The following is a 26,066-nucleotide window of genomic DNA, read 5'->3' as shown; positions in this document are numbered from 1 at the left end:
ATTGCTCCCTGCAACTGAAGTGCATAGCGTCGTGACTGACCGCGACGACGGGGGACACGCGATGACGGTGCAGGGGGTTCCAGGGGCGACCTGGCTGCTCCGCGCCCTGATCGGGCTCGGCGGAGCCCTGCTGGTCGGCGTCCTCTCCGCGTCCACCGCGCACGCGGAACCCGTGTCCCCGTCGCACGCGGAGACCGTGCTCGCGGGGGTGGCGGCCGCGTCCCATGCCGCCGTGGCGCCTGCGGTCGCTCCTGTGGCGGACGTCGTGACCGCGGTCGCCGAACCGGTCGCGGGAGTGGTGAGCGCCGTGGCCGCCCCGGTGACCCCGGTGCTTCCCGCAGCGGCGTCGGACGTCGCGGCCCGAGCGGTCGCGAGCGTGACCACGCCCGTGGCCGCGGCGGCGAGCGGATCGACGACTCCCGCGCCGGCGCAGCAGGCGCTCGACGCGGTGTCGAAGGCGGTCGGGCCGGTGACGAAGGCCCTCGGCTCCGTGACGAAGGCCCTCGCGTCGGTGACGACGGTTCTCGACCCCGTGACGCGGGGGTTGCGGCCGGTGGCGGGCGTGCAGGTGCCCGCCGCCGACTTGGCCCGCGGGACGGACGCCCTCGACCCGACCCGGACCGCGCTCACGCCCGCTGACCAGCCCGTGCCGACGAGCCCCGGCATCGTGCCGGCACCCGTGTACCCGACCCCGGTAGCCGCCGCGGCCGTCGGGCCGACCGTGCATACCAAGGACGCTCCGTCCGGTCCGAAGGTCGCGCCCGTCCGCGCTCCCCACCGAGCCCCGCACCTGCCCGGTGACGACGGTGCCGGCCTGCTGACGTCCGGCAGCGCATCGTCCGGAGGCGCGCGAGGGGGTGTCGACGGGGACCTCCCGTCCGGCGTCCAGCCGCCCCCGCTCCGCGGCCTGACCGCCCGGGGCAGTCCCTGTCCGGCGCCCCTGTCCGCCCCCGACCCTGAGGTTCCCGACTTCCCGGCGTGAGCGAGTTCGTCGCGCCCTGAGCGCGATCACTCGCACCCGTCCACCTCGTCGAGGAGTCCGCCATGCACACCTTCCTCCGTCGCTCCCTCCAGACAGCGCTCGTCACGGGCGGCCTGACCGCCACCGCACTCCAGCTGGCCGGCACGGCCGCAGCTGTCGCCATGGCGGTGGTGGCCGTGGTCGCGTCGCCGGTCGTCACCCACCGGAACCGCTGGGCCACCGGTCACCGGCCGTCGACGATCACCCAGGTGCCGACCCAGCGCAGCGCGACCCCGGAGTCGTGACGCGGGGCTCCGTACGCTGGGGCCATGTCCACCGGCACCGACGACGCCACCTCGAGCCTGGGGCGCCGCCGCGGTCGGCGGCCCGCCGGTGAGGACACCCGTGGCGCGATCCTCGCCGCCGCGCGCGACGAGTTCGCGGAGCGCGGGTTCGACGGCGCGAGCATCCGCTCCGTGGCGCGTCGCGCGGACGTCGACCCCGCGCTGGTCCGGCACTACTTCCGGGACAAGGCGGAGCTCTTCGCCGCCGGCATGATCCCGGAGGGCGCGGACCCCGCCGCCATCGCGTCCGGACTGGTCGGGGACGGCGTCGACGGGCTCGGCGCGCGCCTGCTCACCGCGGTGCTCCGGGTCTGGGAGGCGGACGGCGGGGTGGCGTTCCGGGTGGCGTTCGCCGGGATGACGGCCGGCGAGCTCCAGGCCGAGGCGCTCGTCGGGTACGTCGGCCGGGAGGTGTTCGGGCAGGTGGCGCGAGCCCTGCCGCCACCCGACCAGCAGCTGCGCGTCTCGCTGGTGGCGTCCCAGATGGTGGGGGTGCTCCTGACGCGGCACGTGCTCCAGCTCGAACCGCTGGCGTCGATGCCCGTCGACGAGGTCGTCGCCCTCGTCGGGCCGACGCTCCAGCGCTACCTGTCGGGTCCGCTCACCTAGGCTGCCGGGCCACGGCGACCGCCCACGCCACGAGCGGCACCTGGAGCGGCAGCCGGGCCCAGGCCACCGCCGGCCTGCCGGCCCAGCCGCGCGCGCCCGGCCGGGAGCGGACCGCCATGGTGACGTTGCCGGGGAACACCCCGACCAGCAGCGCCGCCGACGCCATCCCGCCCAGCCGTCGGGTCGCGGGCACCGCCAGGGCCGCGGCACAGGCGAGCTCGGCGACGCCCGAGCCGAGCACCCAGGGGTCCGGGTCGCCCAGGGACCGTGGGATCAGCGGCCGGAAGATGCCCGGCCTGCGCAGGTGCAGCACGCCGGAGCTGCCCAGCAGGGCGGCGAGCGCGAGCGCGGGACCGTGGCGGCGGAGGGTCGAGGTGGGCACGCGTCACGGTACCCGGGGCGACCCGTGTCGGTGCGGGTCGCTACCGTGCGGGGCATGGACACCGTCGACCTCTCGTCCGGGTACTACGCCGCAGTGATCGGGCAGGAGTCGGCCCGCACGGCCGACGCGCTCGAGAAGGCGTCGTCGACCGTGCAGGTCCCCTCCTGCCCGGACTGGAACGCCTCGGACCTGGCGTACCACCTGGGCGAGGTGCAGGACTTCTGGTCGCAGATCGTCCGGAACGCCCCCGCGGGTCCCGACGCCGCGCTGGACACCGAGCGCCGGCCCGACGAGGAGCTCGTCGCCTTCCTGCGCACCCGCACCGACGCGCTGCTGGCGGCGCTGGCCGCGCGTGCGCCCGAGGACCCGTGCTGGTCCTGGTCGTCCGGGGGCGGGACGGTCGGCTGGGTGCTGCGCCGCCAGGCGCACGAGGCGCTGGTGCACCGGGTCGACGCCGAGCAGACCGCGGGGCTCCCCGTGACCGACCCGGGGGTCGCGCTGGCGGCCGACGGCGTCGACGAGATGCTCGGCGTCATGGTCAGCGGGCTGCCGGAGTGGGCGACGTTCACCCCCGACGGTCAGCGGGTCCGGCTGCACGCCACCGACGCCGGCCGCGAGTGGGTCATGGCGTTCGGGCGGTTCCACGGCGCGTCCCCCACCAGCGGCACGGCGTACGACGAGGAGTGCGCCGAGCTGGTGGGCGGGGCGCCGTGGGAGGGGGAGGACGAGGACGTCACGGCGACCGTCTCCGGCACGGCGTGGGACCTGGAGCTCTGGCTCTGGGGACGCGGCGGCCCGGACCCGCTGCGGCGCGAGGGCGACCCCGCGGCCATCGACCGGCTGCGCGCCGTGATCGTCGAGTCGACGCAGTAGCGCCTTGTGCCGGTCACCCGGTGAGGAGCACAATTCCTCACATGGGGAATAGCGCGATCGAGATCGCCGGGCTCCGCGTGGTGCGCGGCGGCACCCTCGTCATCGAGTCGCTGGACCTGACCGTCCCGGTGGGGCAGGTGGTGGGTCTGCTCGGTCCGAGCGGCAGCGGCAAGACGACCCTGATGCGGGCGATCGTCGGCGCCCAGATCGTCGACGGAGGGTCGGTGACCGTGCTGGGGCTGCCCGCGGGATCGGCACCGCTGCGCCGGCGGATCGGGTACGTCACGCAGTCGCCCAGCGTCTACGGCGACCTGACCGTCACGGAGAACCTGCGGTACGCGGCGGCGATCCTCGGGGTGGGCGCCGACGGCATCCGCACGGCGCTGACCGAGGTCGACCTGCTCGACCACGCCGACCAGACCATCGGCACCCTGTCCGGCGGCGAGCGCGCGCGGGTGTCCCTCGCGATCGCCCTGCTCGGCCGGCCCGACCTGCTGGTGCTCGACGAGCCGACCGTCGGGCTCGACCCCGTGCTGCGCCGCGACCTGTGGACCCTGTTCCACCGCCTCGCCCGCACCGGTGTGAGCCTGCTGGTGTCCAGCCACGTGATGGACGAGGCCGCCCGCTGCGACCGGCTCGTCCTGCTGCGCGGGGGCGCGGTCCTGTCCGACACCACGCTCGACGAGCTCCTCGCCCGCACCGGTGCTCCCGACGCCGAGGGCGCGTTCCTCGCGCTCGTCGACGCAGCGGTCGCGCGGGATGCCGCGACGGGAGCGGTCGCATGAGCGCCGCGACCACGACCGCCGTGACCCCGAGGGCGCGCGAGCTGCGCGGCCGCGGGATGACCCCCGCGCTGACCGCCGCGACCACCCGCCGGGTGCTCACGCAGCTGCGCCACGACAAGCGCACCATCGCGCTGGTGATCCTGCTGCCGTGCGTGCTGATCGGCCTGATCGCCTGGATGTTCGACGACACGCCGGTGCTCGACCAGTTCGGCCCGCTGCTGGTCGGGCTGTTCCCGATGATGGTGATGTTCCTGGTCACCAGCGTCGCCACGCTGCGGGAGCGCATCTCCGGCACGCTCGAGCGGCTGATGACCCTGCCGATCGGGCGAGGCGACGTCGTCGTCGGCTACGCCCTCGCGTTCGCGGTGCTGGCCACGGTGCAGGCCCTCGTCATCGTCGGGTTCGCGGTGTGGGTGTGCGGCATGGACGTCGCGGGGCCGATCGGGCTGGTGGTCCTCGTGGCGGTGCTCGACGCCGTGCTCGGGTGCGCGCTCGGGCTGGGGGCGTCGGCGCTGGCCCGGACCGAGTTCCAGGCCGTGCAGCTGATGCCGCTGGTCCTGTTCCCGCAGCTGATCACCTGCGGCATCCTCATGCCGCGCGACGAGATGCCGACCGTCCTGGAGTGGCTGTCGCGCGTGCTGCCCCTGACGTACGCGCTCGACGCGATGCAGCAGCTGGCCGCGGGCGGGGCGTGGGTCGACGTGCGCGGCGACGTCGGCGTCATCGCGGCGTTCATCGTCGGCGCCCTGCTGATCGGCAGCGCCACCCTCCGCCGCCGCACCCCCTGACCCGCACCTCGCCCTTGACTACGTAGTCAGTCGTGCCGTTGACTACGTAGGCATCCGACAACGCTGTCGTCAGGGGGACATCTCGGTGACCGATCGCTCCGTCACCAGCAAGCCCCGTCCGGTCGTCGCCGTGGACGTGGCCCGGGCTGCCGGGGTGTCGCAGAAGACGGTCTCCCGGGTGATCAACGGCGACCCGCACGTGAGCGCCGAGGTCCGCGACCGGGTGCACCAGGCGATCGCGACGCTCGGCTACCGGCCCAACCGCGCGGCCCGCAACCTGGTGCTCGGCCGCAGCCGGACCATCGGCGTCCTGTCCGTGGGGTCCACCGACTACGGGCCGTCGGCGCTGATGGTCGCCGCGGAGCACGCCATCCGCAGCGCCCGCTACTCGATGTCGGTCATCAACACCCTCGAGGACGAGCCGGAGTCGATCACCACCTCGTTGCGGGAGCTCGTGGACCAGGGGGTCGACGGCGTCGTGGTCAACGAGCCGGTCGGCGCGTTCGCCCTCGAGCCCGGAGCCATCGGGGACCTGCCGGTGCTCAGCCTGTCCGGCCACTACGGCATCTCGGCCAACGAGGTCGTGGTGGACGCGGACCAGGCATCGGGCGGCCGGCAGGCCACCACGCACCTGCTCGGGCTGGGCCACCGCACGGTCCACCACGTGTCCGGCCCGGCCGGCTGGCGGTCGGGCGGGCTGCGCACGGACGGCTGGCGCTCGACGCTCGAGTCCGCCGGCGTCCCGCCACCGCCCGTGCTCATGGGCGACTGGTCGGCGCGCTCGGGGTACGAGGCCGGCCTGCACCTCGCCGCCGACCCGACGGTCACCGCCGTGTTCGTCGCGAACGACCAGATGGCGATCGGCCTGCTGCGCGCGCTCCTGGAGGCCGGCCGGGACGTGCCGGGCGACGTGAGCGTCGTCGGCTTCGACGACGTTCCCGAGTCCGCCTACCTGGCCCGGTCGCTGACCACCGTCCGCCAGGACCTGTCCCACCTGGCCGTCTTCGGCGTCGGGATGCTCGTCGACGCCATCGAGAACCCGCGACGGCAGGACCGCCGCGAGAACGTCCCGGTCGAGCTCGTGGTCCGGGAGACGACCGCCGCACCGCCCACCGGGCACTGACGATCATCACGGAGACACGCACATGGCTGTCCAGCACGACGGAGTGCGCTTCGGCGCCGCGTACTACTACGAGTACGCGGGGCCGGGCGACGACCCCAGACCGGAGACGTTGGAACGCGACCTCGACCTGATGCAGGCGGCGGGCTTCTCGGTCATCCGCGTGGGGGAGTCGGTGTGGTCCACGTGGGAGCCCGACGAGGGCCGGTTCGAGCTCGACTGGCTCGAGCCTGTGCTCGACGGGGCGCACGCGCGGGGCATCGACGTGGTGCTGGGCACGCCCACGTACGCGCTGCCGATGTGGCTGGTCCGCCGGTACCCCGAGGTCGCGGGCGAGCTCCGGACGGGTGAGCCGATGGGGTGGGGCGCCCGCCAGGAGGCCGACTTCACGCACCCGGTCTTCCGGCTTCACGCCGAGCGCATCCTCACCAGGATCGTGCAGCGGTACCGGGACCACCCCGCGGTGGTCGGGTTCCAGGTGGACAACGAGCCGGGGAACTTCCTGCTGCGCAACCGAGGGGTGTTCCAGCGGTTCGTCGACGAGCTGCGGCACACGTACGGCGACGTGGAGACCCTGAACCGCGAGTGGGGGCTCGTGTACTGGTCGCACCGGCTGTCCACGTGGGCGGACCTGTGGACCCCGGACGGCAACGTGCAGCCGCAGTACGACCTGGCGTGGCGCCGGTTCCAGGCGTCGCTGACCACCGAGATGATCGACTGGCAGGCGAAGGCCGTGCGCGCGCTGGCCCGGCCGGACCAGTGGGTGACCACCTGCATCGCGTACGACCGGTCTGCCCTCGAGGACGCCGACCTGGCCTCCGTCCTGGACGTGACCAGCGGGAACGCCTACTACGGGATGCAGGACTCGCTGCTGCACCCGAGCGAGCACACCCCCGAGCAGCACTGGACCGCGTACGGCACGTGGGCGCTGTTCCAGGTGGGCGACGCCATGTTCTCCAGCCGCGGCGAGCCGTTCCTGGTCACCGAGACCAACGCGCAGTCCATCGGCGGTCCCAGCACCAACAACCCCGCCTACCCGGGCCAGTGGCGGCAGTCGGCCTGGGCGCTGGTGGCGCGCGGTGCCCGGATGGTCGAGTACTGGCACTGGCACACGCTGCACTACGGCGCCGAGACCTACTGGGGCGGTGTGCTGCCGCACAGCGGGGTGCCGGGCCGCCCGTACCGCGAGCTGTCGTTGCTGGGCGCGGAGCTGGCACGCGTCGGCGGCGAGCTGGCGCAGGCCGTCCCCGACGCCGACATCGCGATCCTCCAGTCCACCGAGTCGCGCTTCGCGCTCGCGGCCCAGCCCCCGCTGCAGAAGGCCGACGGCACGGCTGACCCGAACAGCTACCCCCGGATCGTCAGCGCGTTCTACCGGGGTGCGTTCGACGCCGGCCTCCAGGTGCGGGTGGTCCGCCCCCGGTACCTGTTCACGCAGGATCCCGCGTCCGTCGTCGGCACCCATCCCGTGCTCGTCGCGGCCGGCTACTACCCCGCGTCCGACGCCGACCTCGCGTGGCTGCTGCGGTACGCGGAGGCCGGCGGCCACCTCGTCGTCGGACCCCGCACCGGCTACGCCGACCAGGAGGGCCGGGCGCGTGCCGAGGTGCAGCCCGCGCGCCTGTCGACCGCGGCGGGTGCCTGGTACGAGGAGTTCAGCAACCTCGCCGAGCCGGTGCCGGTCTCCGGCGCGCTCAGTGGCGAGGCGACGGCCTGGGCCGAGTGCCTGGTCGCGGACGGCGCTGACGTGCTGGCCACCTACGAGCACCCGCACCTGGGCGCGTGGGCGGCGGTCACGACGAAGTCGCACGGCGACGGCCGGATCACGGTCGTCGGCACGGTGCCCGGGCTCGAGCTGGCCCGGTCGCTCGCCGACTGGCTGGTGCCCGCACCGCTCGCCGGCTGGGAGGACCTGCCCCCGAGCGTCACCGTCCACAGCTCCACCCGTCCGGACGGCAGCCGCGTCCACGTCGTGCACAACTGGTCCTGGGAGGCCGCCACCGTGACTGCTCCAACCGATCTCGACCTGCTCGTCGCCCCGCGCGGCACGGCCCCGGCCGACCCGCCTCCCGCGGATGCCGCCGGGCCCCCGGTACCGGCCGGCGACGCGATCACCCTCGGCTCGTGGGACGTCCTCGTGGCGGTGTCCCGATGAGCCGCTGGACGGGCCCGTGGCCCACGGACGGCATCGCGTTCGGTGCCGACTACAACCCGGAGCAGTGGCCGGAGGAGGTGTGGGCCGACGACGTCGCGCTCATGCGGGAGGCCGGCGTGACGCTGGTGAGCCTCGGCATCTTCTCCTGGGGGCAGCTGGAGCCGGCGGAGGGGCAGTTCGACTTCGGCTGGCTGGACCGGATCCTCGACCTGCTGCACGAGTCCGGGATCCGCGTGGACCTGGCCACGCCGAGCGCCGCGCCCCCGGTCTGGCTGCACCTGGCGCACCCGGAGATGTTGCCGGTCGACGCCGACGGTCTGCGGTTCACGCACGGCAGCCGCGAGTCGTGGTGCGTCTCCTCACCCGTGATCCGGGAGCACGCCACCCGGATCGCCCGCGTGCTGGCCGAGCGCTACGGGCACCACCCCGCGGTGGCCATGTGGCACGTCTCCAACGAGCTGGCCTGCCACAACGGCCGCTGCTACTGCGACGTGTCCGCCGCGGCGTTCCGCGACTGGCTGGGCAAGGAGTACCCGGACGTCGACGCGCTCAACCTGGCGTGGGGAACCGCGTTCTGGGGCCAGCGGTACTCCTCGTTCGAGCAGATCCTTCCGCCACGCCGAACGACCACGATCCCCAACCCGGGCCAGCGCCTGGACTTCGAGCGGTTCTCCTCCGACGCCTTCGTCGCGCACCTGGAGGCCGAGGCCGCCGTGCTGCGCGAGGTCACGCCGCACCTGCCGGTGACCACCAACTACATGGTCATGGGCGACTTCCACCAGATCGACTACACGCAGACCACCCCGCTGATCGACATCGTGTCCAACGACCACTACCTGGCCGCCGAGGACCCGCGTGGCTGGGCGGAGCTGGCGTTCAGCGCCGACCGGGTGCGCGGGGTGGCGGGCGGCGACCCGTGGGTGCTCATGGAGCACTCGACCAGCGCGGTGAACTGGCAGCCGCGCAACCTGGCCAAGCAGCCGGGCCAGCTGCTGCGCAACTCCCTGCAGCACGTGGCCCGCGGCGCCGACGGCGTGCTGTTCTTCCAGTGGCGCCAGTCCCGGGCGGGCGCCGAGAAGTACCACTCGGGGATGGTGCCGCACGCCGGCGCCGACTCCGAGCTGTTCCGCGAGGTGGCCCACCTGGGCGCGACGCTCGGACGGCTGGCCGAGGTGCGGGGCAGTCTCGTCGAGAAGGCCCGCGTCGCCCTGCTCTGGGACACCCAGGCGTGGTGGGCCAGCGAGCTCGAGGCGCACCCGACCGTCGACCTGCACTACCTCGACCTGCCGCGGGCGCTGCACGGTGCGCTGCTCGACGCCGGTGTCGCGGTCGACGTGGTCCCGGCGACGGCGGACCTCGACGGGTACGACGTGGTCCTGGTGCCGACGCTCTACCTCGCCCCCGCGGACCTGTCCGACCGGCTGTCGGCCGTCGTCGCGCGCGGCGGTCAGGTGCTCGTCTCGTACTTCTCCGGGATCGTCGACGAGCACGACCGGGTGCTGCTCGGCGGCTACCCGGGCGCGTTCCGGGACCTGCTCGGCGTGCGCGGGGAGGAGTTCGCACCGCTGCGCGAGGGCGGCTCCGTGCGGCTCAGCGACGGGTCGACCGGCCTGGTGTGGACGGAGCGGCTCACGGCCGACGACGCCGAGGTGCTGGCCACCTACACCGACGGCCCGTCCGCGGGAGGTCCGGCGCTGACCCGGCGGACCGCCGACGGCGGGGGAGCGGCCTGGTACCTGTCGACGCGGCTCGACACCGCGTCCACCGCCGCGCTCGTGGAGCGGGTGCTCGAGGCGGCGGGGGTGTCGCCGCTGGTCGCCGGACCGGGCGGGCTCGAGGTCGTGCGCCGCGTCGGGGAGTCGGGCAGCTGGCTGTTCGCGATCAACCACACGGACACCGACCTGCCCCTGCAGGCGACGGGCGACGACCTGGTGGGCGGCGCGGCCCACGCGGCAGGGGACCTGGTCCCGGCCCGCGGGGTCAAGGTGCTCCGCGAGGGTGTCGTTATCGAAAGGTAACGAAAGCCCGCTTGCTTACCATTCGGTAAGTTCGTCACGATGGTCGCGTGCTCAAGGACGAGGACGTCCCGCTCCCTGCGACCGTGCGCCGCGAGCGGATGCAGAGGCTGATCGACGACCGCGAGTACGTCCGTGTCGCCGACCTCGCCGAGGCGTTCGGCATCTCGGACGTCACGGTCCGCACGGACCTGGACGCCCTGCACCGCGCTCGCGTGGTCCGGCGGGTGCGGGGCGGCGCCATGTCCTGGGGGCGGCCGCGCACCGAGCAGTCCTTCGAGGAGGCGCTCACCGACTCGGCCGGCGAGAAGCAGGCGATCGGCGCGGCGGCGGCCGCGATGGTCCGGCCGGGAATGAGCGTGCTCCTCGACGTCGGCACCACGACCACGGCCATCGCCCGCGCGGTCGCGGCCCGTACCGAGCTCGAGGGCGTCGTGGTGATCACCAACGGGCTGAACATCGCGCTCGAGCTGGAGCCCGCCATCCCGCGCCTGACCGTGCTGGTCACCGGCGGGACGCTGCGCCGGCTCCAGCACTCCCTGGTCGACCCGCTGGCGGCCGTGCTGCTGGACCAGATCCACGCCGACCTGGCGTTCATCGGGTGCAACGGCATCGACCTGGAGCACGGCGTCACCAACATCAACCTGCCCGAGGCCGTCGTCAAGCGGCGCATGGTGGCGTCCGCGGAGAGCGCCGTGGTGGTGGCCGACGGCTCGAAGCTGGGCCAGGCGCACCTCGGCCTGATCGTGCCGGTGACCGAGGTGGACACCGTGATCACCGGCCGGACCGCCGACGCCGGGGTGGTCTCCGGGCTGCGCCGGGTGGGCGTGGACGTGATCGAGGTCGGGGGTGAGGCGGCCGATCCGTGACCGGAATGCAACCTGACAATCGCGACAACTCACGGAATGTGAGCGCTAACATCAGGCGAACCACTGCTGGACCTCGGTTCAGCAGGACTCGTGCCCCGGTGCCCCGGGCGCACGACGCGGACCGACCGGCGTGGGTCGGGTCCGCGAGCGAGTGCGTTTCTCGAGGAGGAGAAGCAGATGGTCAGCAAGATGTTCCGGACACGATCGATCGCCGCAGGCATCGCGGTGCTCGCACTCGGGCTCGCTGCGTGCAGCAGCGGTGACTCGGGGGACGACGCCTCCGCCGCGAGCGGTGACGGCGGCGGGGACCTGATCTCGGTCGGCTTCAGCCAGGTCGGCGCCGAGAGCGGCTGGCGTGCCGCCAACACCAAGTCCATCCAGGACGCCATCACGGAGGACGCCGGCTTCAAGCTCAGCTTCTCGGACGCCCAGCAGAAGCAGGAGAACCAGATCCAGGCGATCCGGTCCTACATCGCCCAGGGCGTCGACTACATCGCGTTCTCGCCGGTCGTCGAGTCCGGCTGGGACAGCGTGCTCGAGGAGGCCAAGGACGCCGGGATCCCCGTCATCCTCACCGACCGCGCGGTCGACTCCGAGGACACGTCGCTCTACGTGACGTTCATCGGCTCCGACTTCGTCGAGGAGGGCAAGCGCATCGGTGAGTGGGTGTCCGAGAACCTCGGCACCGAGCCCATCAACGTCGTCGAGCTCCAGGGCACCACGGGCTCCGCGCCCGCGATCGACCGCAAGACCGGGTTCGAGGACGCCATCGCCGGCAACGACAACATCTCGGTGATCGCCTCCGAGACCGGCAACTTCACGCGCGCCGAGGGCAAGACCGTCATGGAGGGCTTCCTGCAGGCCTACCCGGACATCGACGTCGTGTACGCGCACAACGACGACATGGGCCTGGGCGCCATCGAGGCCATCAAGGCGGCCGGGAAGGTGCCCGGTCAGGACATCAAGGTCGTCACCATCGACGGCGTGAAGGACGGCATGACCGCCCTCGCCGCCGGCGAGATCAGCTACATCGTCGAGTGCAACCCGCTGCTCGGCCCGGACCTCGCCGACATCATCAAGACCCTCGACGAGGGTGGCACCGTGGAGCCCCGCATCGTCACCAAGGACGAGGCGTTCGACCAGGCAGGCGCGCAGGCAGTACTCGCCGACCGGCAGTACTGACCTCTCCGCCCCCGCTGCCCGGGGGGACCACCGCGTCCCCCCGGGCAGCACCGCCCTGCCGGTACCGTGGGACCGGCTCGGACGAAAGGTCGACGATGACCGACGACACTGCTGTGACCACCCCGGACGCCACCCCGATCGTGGCGATGACGGGGATCTCCATCACCTTCCCCGGGGTCAAGGCGCTGGACGGCGTCGACTTCCGGCTGTTCCCCGGTGAGGTGCACGCCCTGATGGGCGAGAACGGCGCCGGGAAGTCCACCCTGATCAAGGCCCTCACCGGCGTGTACTCGATCGACTCCGGCCGCATCGTCATCGACGGCCAGGAGCGCACGTTCACCGGTCCCGCGCAGGCGCAGGCCGCGGGGATCAGCACCGTGTACCAAGAGGTCAACCTCTGCGACAACCTGTCGGTGGCGGAGAACATCATGCTCGGCCACGAGGTGCGCCGGGCCGGCGTCGTCGACTGGCGGCGCACCCGCGCAGCCGCCCGCGAGCACCTGCGCACCATGAACCTCGACATCGACCCCAAGTCGTCGCTGTCGTCGCACTCGCTGGCGGTCCAGCAGCTGGTCGCGATCTCCCGCGCGATGGTCGTGGACGCGCGCGTGCTCATCCTCGACGAGCCGACGTCCAGCCTCGACGCCGACGAGGTGGCCCGGCTGTTCCGCGTGGTGCGCGACCTGCGCCGCCGCGGCGTCGCCATCCTGTTCGTCTCGCACTTCCTCGACCAGGTGTACGAGATCAGCGACCGCATGACGGTCCTGCGCAACGGCGCGCTCGTCGGGGAGTACCTGACGGCGGAGCTGCCCCGCGTCGAGCTGGTGCAGAAGATGATCGGCCGCGCGCTCGAGGTGCTCGAACAGCTCGAGGAGGCGCCCAAGCGCTCCGTCGCCGAGCGCGCGGACACCCAGCCGTACGTGCAGGCCATCGGCCTGGGCCGCAAGGGCACGATCGAGCCGTTCGACCTCGACGTCTACGCCGGCGAGGTCGTCGGGCTCGCGGGTCTGCTCGGTTCGGGCCGCACGGAGCTCGCCCGCCTGCTCTACGGGGCCGACCACGCGGACAGCGGCGAGATCCGCGTGGAGGGGACGCCTACGAAGATGCGGACCCCGCGCACCGCCCTGTCGCGCGGCATCGTCTACTCCTCGGAGAGCCGCAAGACCGAGGGCATCGTCGGCGACCTGACCGTGCGGGAGAACATCGTGCTCGGGCTCCAGGCCGACCGCGGCTGGCTGCGGCGGATCTCGAAGCGCAAGTCCGACGAGGTGGTGAACCGCTACGTCGAGGCGCTCGGCATCCGCCCGGCCAACCCGGAGGCGATCGCCGGCAACCTGTCGGGCGGCAACCAGCAGAAGGTGCTGCTCGCCCGGTGGCTGGCCACCGCCCCGAAGCTCCTGCTGCTCGACGAGCCCACCCGCGGCATCGACGTCGGCGCCAAGGCCGAGATCCAGCGGCTCGTCGCCGACCTGGCGGCCCAGGGCATGGCGGTCGTGTTCATCTCCGCCGAGCTCGAGGAGGTGCTGCGCCTCTCCCACCGCATCGCCGTCCTGCGCGACCGCAGGCTCGTCGCCCAGATCACCAACTCCGACGACGTCACCACCGACGACGTCGTCCACCTCATCGCGAGCGGAGGGCAGTCATGACCGCCGTCGGATCCGTGGTCCGGCACCGGCTGTTCTGGCCGGTCGTCGCCCTGGGCGTGCTGCTGCTGGCCTGCGTGCTGAAGTCGAACACCTTCCTCGACATCGCCGTGCGCGACGGGCACCTCTATGGCGGCCCGATCGACATCCTGCGGCGCTCCAGCGTGCTGCTGCTGGTGGCCCTCGGCATGACCCTCGTCATCGCCACACGCGGCATCGACCTGTCCGTCGGCGCCGTGATGGCGATCGCCGGCGCGGTCGCGCTGTCCCAGATCGCCGCGTCCGACGACCCCGGGTCGCTGGCCGTGGTCCTGTCCGCGATCGGCAGCGCCGTGCTCGTCTGCCTGCTCATCGGCGTGTTCAACGGGTTCCTGGTCGCCGTCGTCGGGATCCAACCGATCATCGCGACCCTCGTGATCATGACCGCCGGCAGGGGCATCGCGATGCTCATCACCGGCGGCCAGATCACCACCGTGACCAGCGCGCCGTACAAGACGATCGCCACCGGCTACTGGTTGGGGCTGCCCGTCGCCGCGCTGATCGCCGGGTTCTTCTTCCTCGCCACCGCCCTGATCACGCGCCGCACGGCACTCGGGGTGCTCATCGAGTCGGTCGGCATCAACCCGGTCGCCTCCCGGCTGGCCGGGGTGCGTGCCCGGACGATCATCTGGACGGTCTACATCCTGTGCGCGTTCTTCGCGTGCATCGCCGGGTTCATCCGCAGCTCCGACATCATGGCCGCCGACGCCAACAACGCAGGCCTGTTCATCGAGCTCGACGCCATCCTGGCGGTGGTCATCGGCGGCACCTCGCTGGCCGGCGGCAAGTTCTCGCTGGTCGGCACGCTCGTCGGCGTCCTCGTGATCACCACGCTCACCTTCTCGGTGACCATCCTGGGCATCCCCGCCAACGCGGTGTCCCTGTTCAAGGCGCTCGTCGTCATCCTGGTCTGCCTGCTCCAGTCGCCCGTGGTGCGTCACAGGCTGCGCGCCAGAAAGCGCGCCGTCGCCCCTGCTCCCGTGGAGGTCCCGGCCTGATGACCACCGACCAGCTCACCCGGCCTGCGGACGCGCCGCCGTCCTCGGGCTCCCGCGTCCGGCGGTTCCGCATCGACGAGCGCTACCTGCCGGTCCTCGGCACGGTGGTCGTCCTGATCATCATGCTGGCCATCGGCGGCTCGCGGTACGAGAACTTCCTCACCGGCCGCGTGATGGCCAACGTGCTCATCAACAACTCGTTCCTCGTCGTGATCGCCGTCGGCATGACATTCGTGATCCTCACCGGGGGTATCGACCTGTCCGTCGGCGCCGTCGTCGCGCTGTCCGGGTGCGTCGCCGCGTGGATGTTCTCGCACGGCTACGGCGCCGCCGTCGCGATCCCGCTGGTCATCCTCGTCGGCACCGTCCTCGGGCTGGCCGTCGGCGTGATGGTCCACGTGTTCGAGATACAACCCTTCATCGCCACCCTGGCGGCGATGTTCCTGGCGCGCGGCCTCTGCTACATCGTCGCGCCGGAGTCCATCCCGATCACCGACCCGACCATCGTCGCGCTCGCCCGCACCCGCTGGGGCACCGAGGACGGCCTGGTGATCACGCCCAGCGGCGTCATCGCGCTGGCCGTCGTGGCCATCGCCTTCGTGACCCTGCACTACACGCGGTTCGGCCGGACCGTGTACGCGATCGGGGGCAGCGAGCAGTCCGCGAAGCTCATGGGCCTGCCCGTGGCGCGCACCAAGGTGCTGGTCTACGTCATCAGCGGCACCTGCGCGGGTCTCGGCGGCCTGCTGTTCGCCATCTTCTCGCGGTCCGGGTACGCCCTGACGGGTGTCGGCATGGAGCTCGACGCCATCGCCGCGGTGGTCATCGGCGGCACCCTGCTCACCGGCGGCAGCGGCTTCGTGCTCGGATCGGTTCTCGGCGTGCTCGTGCTGGGACTGATCCAGACCATCATCACGTTCCAGGGCACGCTCAGCTCGTGGTGGACCAAGATCTTCATCGGCGCCCTGCTGCTGATCTTCGTGGTCCTCCAGCGCCTGCTGGCCATCCGCCGCCGCTGAGCGCACCACCGCCCGCCCCGGGGCACCTCTGTCCCCGCCCACGCGCGAGATCGGTGATCCGCGCCGAGCTCGGTAGCTCCAGCCACCGAGCTCGGCGCGAACCACCGAGCTCGCCGTGCGGGCGCGTGCGGGTCAGGGGCGTGCCGCGAAGCGCTCCAGCAGGTCGGCGTGGCCCGAGACGATGATCAGGTCGTTCTGCGACAGCCGCGTCTCCGGGGTCGCGTACACGAAGTCGATGCCGGGGCTCTTGACCCCGATCACGGTCACGCCGTAGCGCTCGCGCACCTTCGACTGCGCGAGCGTGAACCCCTGGGTCTCCTTCGGCGGGCGCATCTTGACGATGGTGAACCCGTCCTCGACCTCGATGTAGTCGAGCAGCTTGCCCGAGACCAGGTGGGCCACGCGCGCGCCCGCGTCGGCCTCGGGGAGCACCACGTGGTGCGCGCCGATGCGCTGCAGGATGCGCGCGTGCTCGTTGCTGACGGCCTTGGCCCAGATCTGCGGCACGCCGATGTCCACCAGGTTGCCGGTGATCAGCACGGAGGCCTCGAGGTAGGACCCGACTCCGACGACGGCCACGGGGAACTCGCGCGCCCCGAGCTGCTCGAGGGCCTCGGGGTTGGCGGCGTCGGCCTCGACGAGCGCGACCCGCCCGGCCCACTGCGCGACCAGCTCCGGGTTGCGCTCGACGGCGAGCACGTCCTGGCCGAGCCGGTCCAGGGTCGCGGCGATGGCGGACCCGAACCGGCCGAGCCCGATGACGAGCACGCCCGAGTCCTTCTTGGGTGTGCGTGGTGCGTTCTGCGGCCCCTTGAGCGAGTCGCCGAATCTGTCAGCCAATGATCGGCCTCTCTTCTGGTAGCCGGATCACCCGACGACGGTTGCGCAGCGCGAGCGCCGCCGCAAGGGTCATCGTGCCGGTCCGGCCGATGAACATGAGCACGGTGAGCACGTACTTCGCCGGGTCGGGGAGGTCCGGCGTGATGCCGGTGGACAGTCCGCAGGTGGCGAACGCGGAGATGACCTCGAAGAGCACCTTGTCCAGGGTGAGGTTCGTGATGGCCAGGAGCAGCAGCGACGAGACCAGGACCAGTGTCGCCGAGACCAGCGAGACGGCGATCGCGACCTGCAGGGCCTCGCGCGGGATGCGCCGCCCGTAGGCCTCGACGTCCTTGTCGCCGCGCCCCTCGGCGAGGATCGCGAGCAGCATGACGGCGAGCGTCGTGACCTTGATGCCGCCGGCGGTCGACGCCGAGCCGCCGCCGACGAACATGAGCGCGTCCATGAGCAGCCACGTGCTCTCGTGCATCTCCCCGACGTTCACCGTCGAGAATCCGCCCGACCGCGGCATGACGCCGGCGAACAGCGACGCGAGCGCGGTGGCACTGGGGCCCAGCGGCTTGAACGTGCCCGGGTTGGTCCACTCGAACGCGGCGACGAGGATCGACCCCGCGACCACGAGGCCGAGGCTGGTGGTCACGGTCAGCTTGGAGTGCAGACTCCAGCGGCGCGGCTCGCGCAGGTGGCGGGCCACGTTGAGGATGACGGGGAACCCGAGCGAGCCGATGAAGACGCCGACGATGATCGGCATCAGCACCCACCAGTCGGACACGAACGGCTCGAGGCCGTACGGCGTGGGCACGAAGCCGGCGTTGTTGAACGACGAGATCGCGTAGAAGATCGAGTGCCACGCCGCCTCGCCCAGGTCCTCGTCGAACATGAGGAACCGCGGGAAGAGCACGAGCGCGATGATCAGCTCGAGCGCCACGGACGTGATGATGACGGTCCGGATCAGCGACCCCACCTCGCCGAGCCGGGTCTCCTTGGTCTCCGACGAGACCAGCAGGCGCTGCGTCAGGCCGATCCGCCGGGACACCGCCATGCCGAGCAGCGACGCCAGCGTCATGACGCCGAGGCCGCCGATCTGGATGGCGATCAGGATGACGACCAGGCCCCACGCCGACCAGTACTCGCCGGTGGGCACCACCACCAGGCCGGTGACGGTGCTGGCGGACGCTGCCGTGAACAGGGCGTCGACGAACGGTGCCTGGCGACCGCTGGCCGTCGCCCAGGGTGCGTAGAGGCCGGCCGTGACGCCCGCGATCACGAGGGCGAACACGCCGAGCGCGAGGCGGGCGGGGGACTGCCGTGCGGAGCGGTCGACGTACTCGCGCCACCGCCACGCCACGCCCGGGCCACCGCGCGCCATCACACCTCCCTGACCGGCCGGCGCCTGCCGGACTGGGCAACTCTGGCACGCCCCGGGCGTGTGGATCGACCCGACAGGCACACCACGAGCACGTGACGAGCACGCGACGAGCGCGGGACCGGCGCGCGACGGGTGCGGGCCGGTCGGATCGACAGCGGGGGCGCCGGGTGCGACGGTGGGCCCATGACGTCGTCGGCACCCGTGCGCGTGGTCTGGTCGCGCGAGATGCTCGCGTACGACTTCGGCCACGGGCACCCCATGACCTCGGAGCGCCTGGACCTGACCATCCGGCTCGCCGAGGCCCTCGGGCTGCTGACCGGGCCGGACGTGGAGCTGGTGGGAGCGCAGGAGGCCTCGGACGAGCTCCTCCAGACCGTGCACGACCCCGCCTACGTGGCCGCGGTGCACCGGGCGTCGGCCGACGGCACCCCCGACCTGTCCTTCGGGCTGGGTTCCAACGACGACCCCGTCTTCCCGCACATGCACGAGGCGTCCGCGATGGTGGTGCAGGGGTCGGTCGACTCGGCGCTCGCCGTCTGGGAGGGCCGCGCCGAGCACGCCGTCAACGTGACCGGCGGCCTGCACCACGCGATGCGGTCGTCGGCGTCGGGGTTCTGCGTCTACAACGACGCGGCGGTGGCCATCGTCGCCCTGCTCGACGCCGGGGCGCAGCGGGTGGCCTACGTCGACATCGACGCGCACCACGGCGACGGCGTCCAGGCGGTGTTCTGGGACGACCCCCGGGTGCTCACCGTCTCGCTGCACGAGACCGGCCACGCGCTGTTCCCGGGCACCGGGCACGCTCGCGAGACCGGCGGGCTGGGCGCGGAGGGCACGGCCGTCAACGTCGCGCTGCCGTCGGGCACGGGCGACGCCGGCTGGCTCCGCGCCATCGACGCGGTGGTGCCGGCGGTGGTGCGCGAGTTCGCACCCGACGTGCTGGTCACCCAGCACGGCTGCGACACCCACCTGCTCGACCCGCTCACGCACCTGCGGGTGAGCCTGGACGGCCAGCGGCGCGCGGCGGAGCTGCTGCACGACCTCGCGCACGAGGTGGCGGGCGGCCGCTGGCTGGCGCTCGGGGGCGGCGGCTACGCCGTGGTCGACGTGGTGCCGCGGTCGTGGACGCACCTGCTCGGCATCGCGACGCACCACCCGGTGGACCCCACCACCGAGGTCCCCGACGAGTGGCGCTCCCTCGTGCGCGAGCGGTACGGGCGGCTCGGTCCGGACCGCATGACCGACGACCGGGAGGCGAGGTTCAGCCCGTGGGCGAGCGGGTACGACCCGGGCGACGACGTCGACCGCGCCATCCGGGCCACCCGCGCGGCCGTGTTCCCGTCGCTCGGGCTGGACCCGGAGCTCGACTGAGCCGCTGGGCCACCCGGGCGACGTCCCAGGCGTCCCCCCTATCCCACGTGTCCCAGAGGCCACTACTCTGATCCAGCACCCGCAGGGTGGGTGCGCGGGCCCGCCGCGCGCCGGGCGGAACGGATGACCACATGAGCGACCAGCCCGGCCGCACGCGATTCCTCACGGTCCTCGAGGTCGCCGACGTCATGCGCGTCTCGAAGATGACCGTGTACCGCCTGCTGCACTCCGGCGAGCTTCCCGGGGTTCGCGTCGGCCGGTCGTTCCGTGTCCCGCAGGATGCGCTGGACCACTACCTGGCCACGTCGCCCGCCGTCGAGGCCCGCGAGCAGGACCGCCGATCCTCCTGAACATCCTCCAGAACCTCGTCCGCGTCGTTCTGGACCCTCCGGATCGCGTAAGGTAGAGCCTCGGACTTTGAACGCGGGTGGCCGTCTCGATTGCACTCGGTCTCTTCTCCGCGTCGATCGACCACCAGAACGGCCCGTCGCCGGGCCTCCATCGGAAGCGAAGTGAGGACCCCATGGGCTCCGTCATCAAGAAGCGCCGCAAGCGGATGGCCAAGAAGAAGCACCGCAAGCTGCTGCGCAAGACGCGTCACCAGCGTCGCAACAAGAAGTGAGCCCGGGCGGCCGTCAGGTCGCCTGCTCCGACGTACGGGCCCGGCACCTGCCGGGCCCGACGTGTTTCCGGGACTCGGGTTCTACAACGATGTAGAGTTTCTCCGTGTCCCACGCCACCAGGAGCCCGATCATGGCGCCGACCATCGACGGTCCGGTCATGGACGGTCCGGTCATGGACGGTCCGACCATGGACGGCCCGACGGTGCCCCGCGCCGCGGTCGTCCGCCGGACCCCCCTCCCGTTCGACGCCGTCACCCTGGACCCGGGCTCGTTCCTGGGGCGCTGGCAGTCGCTGAACCGGGCCGCCACCCTCCCGCACGTCCTGCGGCAGCTCGAGGACGCGGGCACGATCGAGAACTTCCGCCGGCTGGTCGGCCCGTCCGAGGCGCCGCACCGGGGCTTCAACTTCGTCGACTCGGACGTCTACAAGACGCTCGAGGCGCTCGCGTGGGAGGCCGGCCGGCTGCCCGACGACCAGCCGTGGGAGGGCGTCGCCGGGGAGCTGGTGGACCTGCTCACCGCGGCGCAGCGCGACGACGGCTACCTGCACACGCTCTACAGCGGCGACGAGGTGTTCGCCGACCTGCGCTGGGGGCACGAGCTGTACGTCCTCGGTCACTTGGTGCAGGCCGCCGTGGCCCGCACGCGGACCACCGGCCGCACCGACCTGCTCGACGTCGCACGCCGGTTCGCGGACCTGGCGGTGGCGCGCTTCGGTGAGGGCGGGCAGGACGGCTACTGCGGGCATCCCGAGGTGGAGACCGCGCTGGTCGAGCTGTACCGGCTCACGGGCGAGCGGTCCTACCTCGACCTGGCGCGGCGGCAGGTGGACCTGCGCGGCTCCGGCGTGCTCGGCTCCGGACCGTTCCCGCCCGCCTACCACCAGGACCACCAGCCCGTGCGTGAGGTGACCGAGGTGGCCGGGCACGCGGTGCGGCAGGCGTACCTGGCGGCGGGCGTCGCGGACGTCGTCGCGGAGACGGGCGACCCGGACCTGCTCGCGTCCCTCCTGCGGCTGTGGGACTCGGCGCAGGGGACCAGCACGTACGTGACCGGCGGCACCGGGTCGCGGCACAAGGACGAGGCCTTCGGCGACCCGTACGAGCTGCCCCCCGACCGCGCCTACGCCGAGACGTGTGCCGCGATCGCCACGTTCCAGTGGGCCTGGCGGATGCTGCTTCTCACGGGCGAGGGCCGGTTCGCCGACGAGATGGAGCGCACGCTCTACAACGCGATCCCGGCGTCGACGTCGGTGGACGGGACGGGTTTCCTGTACGCGAACCCGCTCCAGGTGCGGACCGGGCACGACGGCTCGAGCGAGTTCGCGCCGGCCGAGCGGCTGCCCTGGTTCGCGTGCGCGTGCTGCCCCCCGAACCTCGCGCGGCTGGTGGCCTCCCTCCAGGGCTACGTGGCGACGTGCGACGAGGACGGGGTGCAGCTGCACCTGTACGCCGACGCCGACGTGGCCGTGGGGTCGACCGTGCTGCGCGTGCGGACCGAGTACCCGTGGGACGGTCGCGTGGTGGTCGACGCCGGCCCCGACGCCCTGACCGAGGACCTGGCGCTGCGGATCCCGGCGTGGGCCGACGCACCGGGCGTGCGGCTCGTCGTCGACGGCACGGTCACCGACGTCGTCGTCGAGCAGGGCTACGTCCGCGTGGCCGGTCCGGTGCGGCGGGTCGAGCTCGAGCTGCCGATGCCCGTGGTCGCGGTGGCGGCGCACCCGCGCGTCGACGCGGTGCGCGGCTGCGTGGCGCTGCGCCGCGGACCCGTCGTCTACTGCGTCGAGCAGGCCGGACTGCCGTCCGGGGTGGTGCTCGAGGACCTCGCCCTGCTGCCGGGCAGCCCGCTGTCCGCGGCGCCCCCCGTGGCGGGTGTCGACGCGCTGGTCACGGTCGAGGCGGTCGCGGTCCACCGACCGGCTTCCGGCGGGCCGCTGTACCGGGCCGCGTCCGCGGGGGTCGTCGGCACGTCCCGGCCGGCTCCCGCGGCCGGGCGGATCATGCTGCGGGCGGTGCCCTACCACCGGTGGGGGAGCCGCGGACCTGGGGCGATGCGGGTGTGGCTTCCCGTGGCGGATCACCCGTGATCGGGTCGGGTCTGCCACCCTGGCCCTCGACGAGGTACAGACGGATCGGGAGAACGCGATGAGCACGGCGAGGCGCGGTACCGCAGTGACGATGCACGAGGTCGCCGCGCGAGCAGGGGTGTCCATCAAGACCGTCTCGAACGTGGTCAACGGCTACCAGTACATCCGCCCGGCCACCAAGGAGCGGGTGGAGAAGGCCATCGCCGACCTCGGCTACCAGGTGAACATCTCGGCGCGGAACCTGCGTCGCGGGAAGACCGGCATCATCGGTCTCGCGGTGCCGGAGCTGTCCCTCCCGTACTTCGCGGAGCTGGCGGACTCGATCATCCGGGCCGCCGAGGCGCGCGGGCTGACCGTGCTGATCGAGCAGACCGGGTCGGTGCGCGAGCGTGAGCTGGAGGTGCTCTCCGGGCAGCGTCGGCACTTCACGGACGGGCTGATCTTCTCGCCGCTCGAGCTCGGGCCGCAGGACGCCGAGGCGCTGCGGGTCGACTACCCGATGGTGCTGCTGGGCGAGCGCATCTTCGGCGGTCCCGCGGACCACGTGACCATGAACAACGTCGAGGCGGCCCGGGCCGCGACCCAGCACCTGCTGGACCTCGGGCGGCGACGCATCGCCGTGATCGGTGCGCACGAGGGCGAGACCGTGGGCTCCGCCGCGCTGCGCGTGCAGGGCTACCGGCAGGCGCTCGACGAGGCGGGCCTCACCGTGGACCCGGCGCTGATCGGCGAGGCGGGCTTGTGGCACCGCGCGACCGGCGCGGAGACGATGAACCGGCTGCTGGACTCGGGTGTCGAGATCGACGCCGTCTTCGGGCTCAACGACGCCCTCGCGCTCGGCGCCCTGCACGTGCTGCACGCGCGCCGCATCGACGTCCCGGGGCAGATCGCGGTGATCGGCTTCGACGACATCGAGGAGACCGCCTACTCCTCGCCGACGCTGACCACCGTGGCGCCCGGTCGCGAGCAGATCGCGACGACCGCCGTGGACCTGCTGCTGGCGCGCATCGAGGAGACCGAGCCCGGCCGGCCGTTCGAGCAGGTGATCACGGACTTCCAGATCATCGGCCGGGAGTCGACGCTGGGTGAGCAGGCGACGGGGGTCGCCGCGGTCGCCTCGTGAGCGGGCTCAGGCCACGCGGGCGTCGAGCGCCGTCAGCCGCTGGTCCACGAGCCAGCCGCTGACCAGCAGCGGCAGGCTCAGCCCGACCAGCGGCAGCAGCACCGTGACCTGGGCGAACGTGACCGCCAGCACCGCGAGCGCGGCCAGCACGGCCAGGCCCGTCAGCGGGGAGAGCAGGGGCGCGACGGCGACGAACCGCCACGTGCGCGTCGCCGGGACGCCCTCGTACCTGCGGGCGACGGGCACCAGCGTGGCGAGCGCGACGAGCAGGTACCCGGTCAGCGCCACGACACCGACGGTGAGCGCGGCCCTCGCGGGCCCCGCGGACGCGGCGGCGAGCACGGACGCGTCGAGCGCCAGCAGCAGGAAGCCCACGGTCAGGGGAGCGCCCAGCACGTTGAGCCGCCGGAAGCCCGAGCGGTACCCGGCCCAGAAGTCCGACCAGAGGTGCTCGGACGGCGTCCCAGCGGCCAGCCTGGCCAGCACCGAGCCGCCCGCGCCGAGTGCCGGGTAGGCGCCCAGGACGATCCCGCCCGCGAGAGTGCCGAGCACGACGAGCACGTTCACCGCGACCAGCTGGGTGCCCACGCGCAGGAACACCATGACGCGCCCGGCCCAGCCACCGACCGCGAGGTCGTCGTGCGTCGTCGGCAGGCTGCTCACGGCTCCACCACCCGGGTGCCGAGCGTCGCGTTGCCGTCGGCGTCGAGCCCGGCGAACGACAGCGTGCGCACACCGCGCACGGCGTCGACCGAGGGGAAGACCACGAGCTCGAGGGCCCGGGACGTGAAGTGCCCGTCGCCGTGCGACCGGATCGTCGCGATGACGTCGTCGTCGATCGTCAGGGTGTGCGAGGTGGCGACGCCGCCGGCGGTGGCCTGGTCGAACGTCACCAGCTCCCACGTGCCGGCCAGCGCGGCCGGGTCGGTGGGCCGCTGGTCGGCGGGCTCCGCGGCGCCGGCCCAGGGCTGCGGCGACACCGCCGGCCAGCCGTCCGCGGTCCAGACCAGGCGGCGCACCTGCACCTCGTGCTGGGTCGGGTCGCCCGCGTCGCGGACGTGGTGCACCAGCAGCTGACGGTCACCGTCGGTGAGCACCGAGGCGTGCCCGGGGGCCAGCCACGCGCGGCCGCCGGACAGTGCGTGCCCGGCGAGCATGAGGGTGCCGACGAGGGCCGGGTCGCCGTCCAGGTCCGTGAGGTCGCGGCCCGCGCGGTCCACGTACGGACCGGTCAGCGACTCCGAGACGCCCACGCGCACGTGGTAGGTCGAGAACAGCGAGTCGTAGGAGAGGACCAGCGCGTAGCCGCCGCCCGGGCGGTGCAGGACGAACGCGCCCTCCACCGCTCCCTCGACGCTGCGCGGCCGCCGGGCGAGCAGGATCCCCGGGGCCTCGCCGACGGCCAGGCCCGAGACCGGGTCCAGCTCGAGGGCGTGGATGCCGCCGAAGAACGAGCCGTAGACCAGCCAGTGCCGGCCGTCGGCGTCGACCACCGCGTTGGCGTCGATGGCGTTGGGGCCGTCGACGTCGTGCAGGCTCGTCACCACCAGCCCGCGGTCCTCCCAGGGGCCGGTCGGGTGCGGGGCGACCGCCAGGCCGATGGCCGAGGTGCGCGAGCCGAACGTCGACGCGGACCAGTACATCCGCCACTCGTCGCCCACCCGGACCACGTCGGGCGCCCACAGCCCGGCGGCGCCGGACCAGTCGGCCCCGGCCGTCGGCACCCCGTCGAGAGCCCAGCCGTGGAACTCCCAGGTGACCAGGTCGTCCGAGCGCCGCACCTGCACTCCGGCGCGCACCGGACCGTCCGCCCACGCGTCGGTCGAGAACAGCCAGTACGTGCCGTCGTCGTCGCGGACCGCGGTCGGGTCGTGCGCGTGCCGACCGCCCCAGACGGTGGTGTCGGGGAGCATCTCCGGAAGCACAGGTTCAGCCCTTCGAGCCGGTGAGAGCGACGGACTCGATGATCTGCCGCTGGAAGATGAGGAAGACGATGAGGATCGGCAGCAGGGCCACGAACGACGCGGCCATGATCAGCGGGTAGTCCCGCTGCGTCGCGAACTCCACGTTGAGGTTGGCGATGACCACCTGGAGGGTCTGCTTCTCGGGGGTGTTCAGGTACAGGATCGGCGCCAGGTAGTCGTTCCAGATGTACATGAACCAGAGGATGAACTGGGCGGCGACCGCGGGCCGGATCATCGGCATGATCATCACGCGGAAGATCTGCAGGTAGGAGGCGCCGTCGATCTTGGCGGCCTCGATCATGGAGTCCGGCACGCTCGACAGGTACTGCCGCAGGAAGAAGATCATGATGATGTTCCCGAACAGCAGGGGCACGATCAGCGGCAGCAGGGTGTCCACCCAGTGCAGCCGGGAGAACATGACGAACTGCGGGATCATGATCGTCGGGTACGGCACCATCAGCCCCGAGAGCAGGACCAGGAAGATCGCGTTCTTGTAGGGCAGCCGCAGCTTGGCCAGCGCGAACGCCGCCAGCGCGGACGTGATCGACCCGACCACGGTGACGGTCAGCGCGACGATCAGGCTGTTCTTGAAGCCGGACAGGATCGGCGCCTCGGTCCACATGCGGACGAACGTGTCCCACTGCGGCGGGTCCGGGATCCACACCGGCGGCAGGGCGAAGACCTGCACCTTGGTCTTCAGCGCGGTGGTGAACATCCAGAGCAGCGGCGCGAGCATCACCAGCGAGCCGGCGGCGAGCAGGGCGAACACGAGCACGTTGCCGAGGCGGTTCTGGGAGCTGGCGCTCATCCGGTTCTTCTCGGGCGGCGTCGGCGGGCCGGGGGTGATGGTCGGGGGCGTCATCAAGGACGTGGCCATGGCTGTATCCGTTTCTTCCTCGGTCGAC

The 26,066-nt window shown here is 72.6% G+C and carries 25 protein-coding genes; 19 read left to right on the top strand and 6 right to left on the bottom strand.

What is annotated here, in order from left to right; translation table 11 throughout:
- Positions 1–61 precede the first annotated feature (61 nt).
- From ACO06A_RS04385 to ACO06A_RS04375, 3 genes are all read left to right on the top strand, one after another.
- Positions 62–982 carry a hypothetical protein gene (locus tag ACO06A_RS04385; RefSeq protein WP_421734824.1) on the top strand — a complete coding sequence of 307 codons (921 nt, stop codon included), beginning with the start codon at positions 62–64 and terminating at the stop codon, positions 980–982.
- Positions 983–1,044: 62 nt separating this feature from the next.
- A complete protein-coding gene (locus ACO06A_RS04380; RefSeq protein WP_421734823.1) occupies positions 1,045–1,266 on the top strand; it encodes a hypothetical protein in 222 nt (73 codons plus the stop codon).
- Positions 1,267–1,290: 24 nt separating this feature from the next.
- Complete coding sequence (locus ACO06A_RS04375) at positions 1,291–1,914, top strand: TetR family transcriptional regulator (RefSeq protein ID WP_421734822.1); 624 nt, start codon at positions 1,291–1,293, stop codon at positions 1,912–1,914.
- Here the strand turns inward: ACO06A_RS04375 and ACO06A_RS04370 are convergent.
- Entirely contained in the window at positions 1,907–2,296 is a 390-nt protein-coding gene (locus ACO06A_RS04370; RefSeq protein WP_421734821.1) for a DoxX family protein, read from the bottom strand. The genes ACO06A_RS04375 and ACO06A_RS04370 overlap by 8 nt on opposite strands.
- 54 nt (positions 2,297–2,350) lie before the next feature.
- Here ACO06A_RS04370 and ACO06A_RS04365 point away from each other — a divergent pair, with 54 nt between their 5' ends.
- The 11 genes from ACO06A_RS04365 (at position 2,351) to yjfF (ending at position 15,782) form a co-directional block, all read left to right on the top strand.
- A complete protein-coding gene (locus ACO06A_RS04365; RefSeq protein WP_421734820.1) occupies positions 2,351–3,169 on the top strand; it encodes a maleylpyruvate isomerase family mycothiol-dependent enzyme in 819 nt (272 codons plus the stop codon).
- 41 nt (positions 3,170–3,210) lie between these two features.
- Positions 3,211–3,954, top strand: a complete 744-nt coding sequence (locus tag ACO06A_RS04360; RefSeq protein WP_421734819.1) for an ABC transporter ATP-binding protein — start codon at positions 3,211–3,213, stop codon at positions 3,952–3,954.
- A 56-nt stretch (positions 3,955–4,010) separates the two neighbouring features.
- A complete protein-coding gene (locus ACO06A_RS04355; protein ID WP_421736014.1) occupies positions 4,011–4,742 on the top strand; it encodes an ABC transporter permease in 732 nt (243 codons plus the stop codon).
- Positions 4,743–4,827: 85 nt separating this feature from the next.
- Positions 4,828–5,865: a substrate-binding domain-containing protein gene (locus ACO06A_RS04350; RefSeq protein ID WP_421734818.1), complete on the top strand. Its 1,038-nt coding sequence runs from the start codon at positions 4,828–4,830 to the stop codon at positions 5,863–5,865.
- Between the two features lie 22 nt (positions 5,866–5,887).
- Entirely contained in the window at positions 5,888–8,017 is a 2,130-nt protein-coding gene (locus ACO06A_RS04345) for a beta-galactosidase (protein ID WP_421734817.1), read from the top strand.
- Positions 8,014–10,035 (top strand): beta-galactosidase, encoded by a 2,022-nt coding sequence (locus tag ACO06A_RS04340; RefSeq protein WP_421734816.1) that lies wholly within the window; start codon positions 8,014–8,016, stop codon positions 10,033–10,035. Before ACO06A_RS04345 ends, ACO06A_RS04340 begins: the two co-directional genes overlap by 4 nt.
- Positions 10,036–10,082: 47 nt before the next feature.
- Positions 10,083–10,901, top strand: coding sequence for a DeoR/GlpR family DNA-binding transcription regulator (locus ACO06A_RS04335; protein ID WP_421734815.1), 819 nt, complete (start codon positions 10,083–10,085; stop codon positions 10,899–10,901).
- Between the two features lie 177 nt (positions 10,902–11,078).
- A complete protein-coding gene (locus ACO06A_RS04330; protein WP_421734814.1) occupies positions 11,079–12,083 on the top strand; it encodes a substrate-binding domain-containing protein in 1,005 nt (334 codons plus the stop codon).
- 95 nt (positions 12,084–12,178) lie between these two features.
- Positions 12,179–13,729, top strand: a complete 1,551-nt coding sequence (locus ACO06A_RS04325) for a sugar ABC transporter ATP-binding protein (RefSeq protein ID WP_421734813.1) — start codon at positions 12,179–12,181, stop codon at positions 13,727–13,729.
- Positions 13,726–14,763, top strand: a complete 1,038-nt coding sequence (locus ACO06A_RS04320; RefSeq protein ID WP_421734812.1) for an ABC transporter permease — start codon at positions 13,726–13,728, stop codon at positions 14,761–14,763. The genes ACO06A_RS04325 and ACO06A_RS04320 overlap by 4 nt, the downstream gene beginning before the upstream one ends.
- Entirely contained in the window at positions 14,763–15,782 is a 1,020-nt protein-coding gene (gene yjfF, locus ACO06A_RS04315; RefSeq protein WP_421734811.1) for a galactofuranose ABC transporter, permease protein YjfF, read from the top strand. The genes ACO06A_RS04320 and yjfF overlap by 1 nt, the downstream gene beginning before the upstream one ends.
- Positions 15,783–15,914: 132 nt before the next feature.
- Here yjfF and ACO06A_RS04310 read toward each other — a convergent pair whose 3' ends face one another.
- Together ACO06A_RS04310 and ACO06A_RS04305 are read right to left on the bottom strand one after the other, a co-directional pair.
- Positions 15,915–16,622 (bottom strand): potassium channel family protein, encoded by a 708-nt coding sequence (locus tag ACO06A_RS04310; RefSeq protein WP_056088635.1) that lies wholly within the window; start codon positions 16,620–16,622, stop codon positions 15,915–15,917.
- Positions 16,615–17,991 (bottom strand): TrkH family potassium uptake protein, encoded by a 1,377-nt coding sequence (locus ACO06A_RS04305; protein WP_421734810.1) that lies wholly within the window; start codon positions 17,989–17,991, stop codon positions 16,615–16,617. Before ACO06A_RS04305 ends, ACO06A_RS04310 begins: the two co-directional genes overlap by 8 nt.
- A gap of 183 nt (positions 17,992–18,174) precedes the next feature.
- Between ACO06A_RS04305 and ACO06A_RS04300 the strand changes: the two genes are divergently transcribed.
- From ACO06A_RS04300 to ACO06A_RS04280, 5 genes are all read left to right on the top strand, one after another.
- Entirely contained in the window at positions 18,175–19,362 is a 1,188-nt protein-coding gene (locus ACO06A_RS04300; protein ID WP_421734809.1) for an acetoin utilization protein AcuC, read from the top strand.
- Between the two features lie 131 nt (positions 19,363–19,493).
- On the top strand, positions 19,494–19,712 hold the full coding sequence (locus ACO06A_RS04295; protein WP_175345934.1) for a helix-turn-helix domain-containing protein: 219 nt from the start codon (positions 19,494–19,496) through the stop codon (positions 19,710–19,712).
- A gap of 173 nt (positions 19,713–19,885) precedes the next feature.
- On the top strand, positions 19,886–19,984 hold the full coding sequence (locus ACO06A_RS04290; RefSeq protein ID WP_003792170.1) for a 30S ribosomal protein bS22: 99 nt from the start codon (positions 19,886–19,888) through the stop codon (positions 19,982–19,984).
- A gap of 104 nt (positions 19,985–20,088) precedes the next feature.
- Positions 20,089–22,074, top strand: coding sequence for a glycoside hydrolase family 127 protein (locus ACO06A_RS04285; protein ID WP_421734808.1), 1,986 nt, complete (start codon positions 20,089–20,091; stop codon positions 22,072–22,074).
- A gap of 58 nt (positions 22,075–22,132) precedes the next feature.
- The gene (locus tag ACO06A_RS04280) at positions 22,133–23,197 is read left to right on the top strand and encodes a LacI family DNA-binding transcriptional regulator (protein WP_421734807.1); all 1,065 of its coding nucleotides are present in this window, start codon (positions 22,133–22,135) and stop codon (positions 23,195–23,197) included.
- A 6-nt stretch (positions 23,198–23,203) separates the two neighbouring features.
- On the opposite strand, the gene ACO06A_RS04275 is transcribed toward ACO06A_RS04280, so the two are convergent.
- From ACO06A_RS04275 to ACO06A_RS04265, 3 genes are read right to left on the bottom strand one after another with little or no spacing between them, the layout of a single operon-like run.
- A complete protein-coding gene (locus tag ACO06A_RS04275; RefSeq protein WP_421734806.1) occupies positions 23,204–23,860 on the bottom strand; it encodes a YesL family protein in 657 nt (218 codons plus the stop codon).
- Positions 23,857–25,110, bottom strand: coding sequence for a family 43 glycosylhydrolase (locus tag ACO06A_RS04270; RefSeq protein WP_421734805.1), 1,254 nt, complete (start codon positions 25,108–25,110; stop codon positions 23,857–23,859). Before ACO06A_RS04270 ends, ACO06A_RS04275 begins: the two co-directional genes overlap by 4 nt.
- Positions 25,111–25,126: 16 nt before the next feature.
- Positions 25,127–26,038, bottom strand: a complete 912-nt coding sequence (locus ACO06A_RS04265; protein ID WP_421734804.1) for a carbohydrate ABC transporter permease — start codon at positions 26,036–26,038, stop codon at positions 25,127–25,129.
- Positions 26,039–26,066: the final 28 nt, after the last annotated feature.

Source organism: Cellulomonas sp., assembly GCF_965229465.1.
Taxonomy (GTDB): Bacteria; Actinomycetota; Actinomycetes; order Actinomycetales; family Cellulomonadaceae; genus Cellulomonas.
This window is presented reverse-complemented; position numbering and strand designations above follow the sequence as displayed.

What these genes read in the sequence shown, in the direction of transcription:
- ACO06A_RS04385 (WP_421734824.1), top strand. Translation starts at nt 62, where the DNA reads ATGACGGTGCAGGGGGTTCCAGGGGCGACCTGGCTGCTCCGCGCCCTG.
- ACO06A_RS04365 (WP_421734820.1), top strand. Translation starts at nt 2,351, where the DNA reads ATGGACACCGTCGACCTCTCGTCCGGGTACTACGCCGCAGTGATCGGG.
- ACO06A_RS04325 (WP_421734813.1), top strand. Translation starts at nt 12,179, where the DNA reads ATGACCGACGACACTGCTGTGACCACCCCGGACGCCACCCCGATCGTG.
- ACO06A_RS04280 (WP_421734807.1), top strand. Translation starts at nt 22,133, where the DNA reads ATGAGCACGGCGAGGCGCGGTACCGCAGTGACGATGCACGAGGTCGCC.
- ACO06A_RS04265 (WP_421734804.1), bottom strand. Translation starts at nt 26,038, where the DNA reads ATGGCCACGTCCTTGATGACGCCCCCGACCATCACCCCCGGCCCGCCG.
- ACO06A_RS04355 (WP_421736014.1), top strand. Translation starts at nt 4,011, where the DNA reads ATGACCCCCGCGCTGACCGCCGCGACCACCCGCCGGGTGCTCACGCAG.
- ACO06A_RS04340 (WP_421734816.1), top strand. Translation starts at nt 8,014, where the DNA reads ATGAGCCGCTGGACGGGCCCGTGGCCCACGGACGGCATCGCGTTCGGT.
- ACO06A_RS04330 (WP_421734814.1), top strand. Translation starts at nt 11,079, where the DNA reads ATGGTCAGCAAGATGTTCCGGACACGATCGATCGCCGCAGGCATCGCG.
- ACO06A_RS04305 (WP_421734810.1), bottom strand. Translation starts at nt 17,991, where the DNA reads ATGGCGCGCGGTGGCCCGGGCGTGGCGTGGCGGTGGCGCGAGTACGTC.
- ACO06A_RS04270 (WP_421734805.1), bottom strand. Translation starts at nt 25,110, where the DNA reads ATGCTCCCCGACACCACCGTCTGGGGCGGTCGGCACGCGCACGACCCG.
- ACO06A_RS04380 (WP_421734823.1), top strand. Translation starts at nt 1,045, where the DNA reads ATGCACACCTTCCTCCGTCGCTCCCTCCAGACAGCGCTCGTCACGGGC.
- ACO06A_RS04360 (WP_421734819.1), top strand. Translation starts at nt 3,211, where the DNA reads ATGGGGAATAGCGCGATCGAGATCGCCGGGCTCCGCGTGGTGCGCGGC.
- ACO06A_RS04375 (WP_421734822.1), top strand. Translation starts at nt 1,291, where the DNA reads ATGTCCACCGGCACCGACGACGCCACCTCGAGCCTGGGGCGCCGCCGC.
- ACO06A_RS04295 (WP_175345934.1), top strand. Translation starts at nt 19,494, where the DNA reads ATGAGCGACCAGCCCGGCCGCACGCGATTCCTCACGGTCCTCGAGGTC.
- ACO06A_RS04300 (WP_421734809.1), top strand. Translation starts at nt 18,175, where the DNA reads ATGACGTCGTCGGCACCCGTGCGCGTGGTCTGGTCGCGCGAGATGCTC.
- yjfF (WP_421734811.1), top strand. Translation starts at nt 14,763, where the DNA reads ATGACCACCGACCAGCTCACCCGGCCTGCGGACGCGCCGCCGTCCTCG.
- ACO06A_RS04320 (WP_421734812.1), top strand. Translation starts at nt 13,726, where the DNA reads ATGACCGCCGTCGGATCCGTGGTCCGGCACCGGCTGTTCTGGCCGGTC.
- ACO06A_RS04345 (WP_421734817.1), top strand. Translation starts at nt 5,888, where the DNA reads ATGGCTGTCCAGCACGACGGAGTGCGCTTCGGCGCCGCGTACTACTAC.
- ACO06A_RS04290 (WP_003792170.1), top strand. Translation starts at nt 19,886, where the DNA reads ATGGGCTCCGTCATCAAGAAGCGCCGCAAGCGGATGGCCAAGAAGAAG.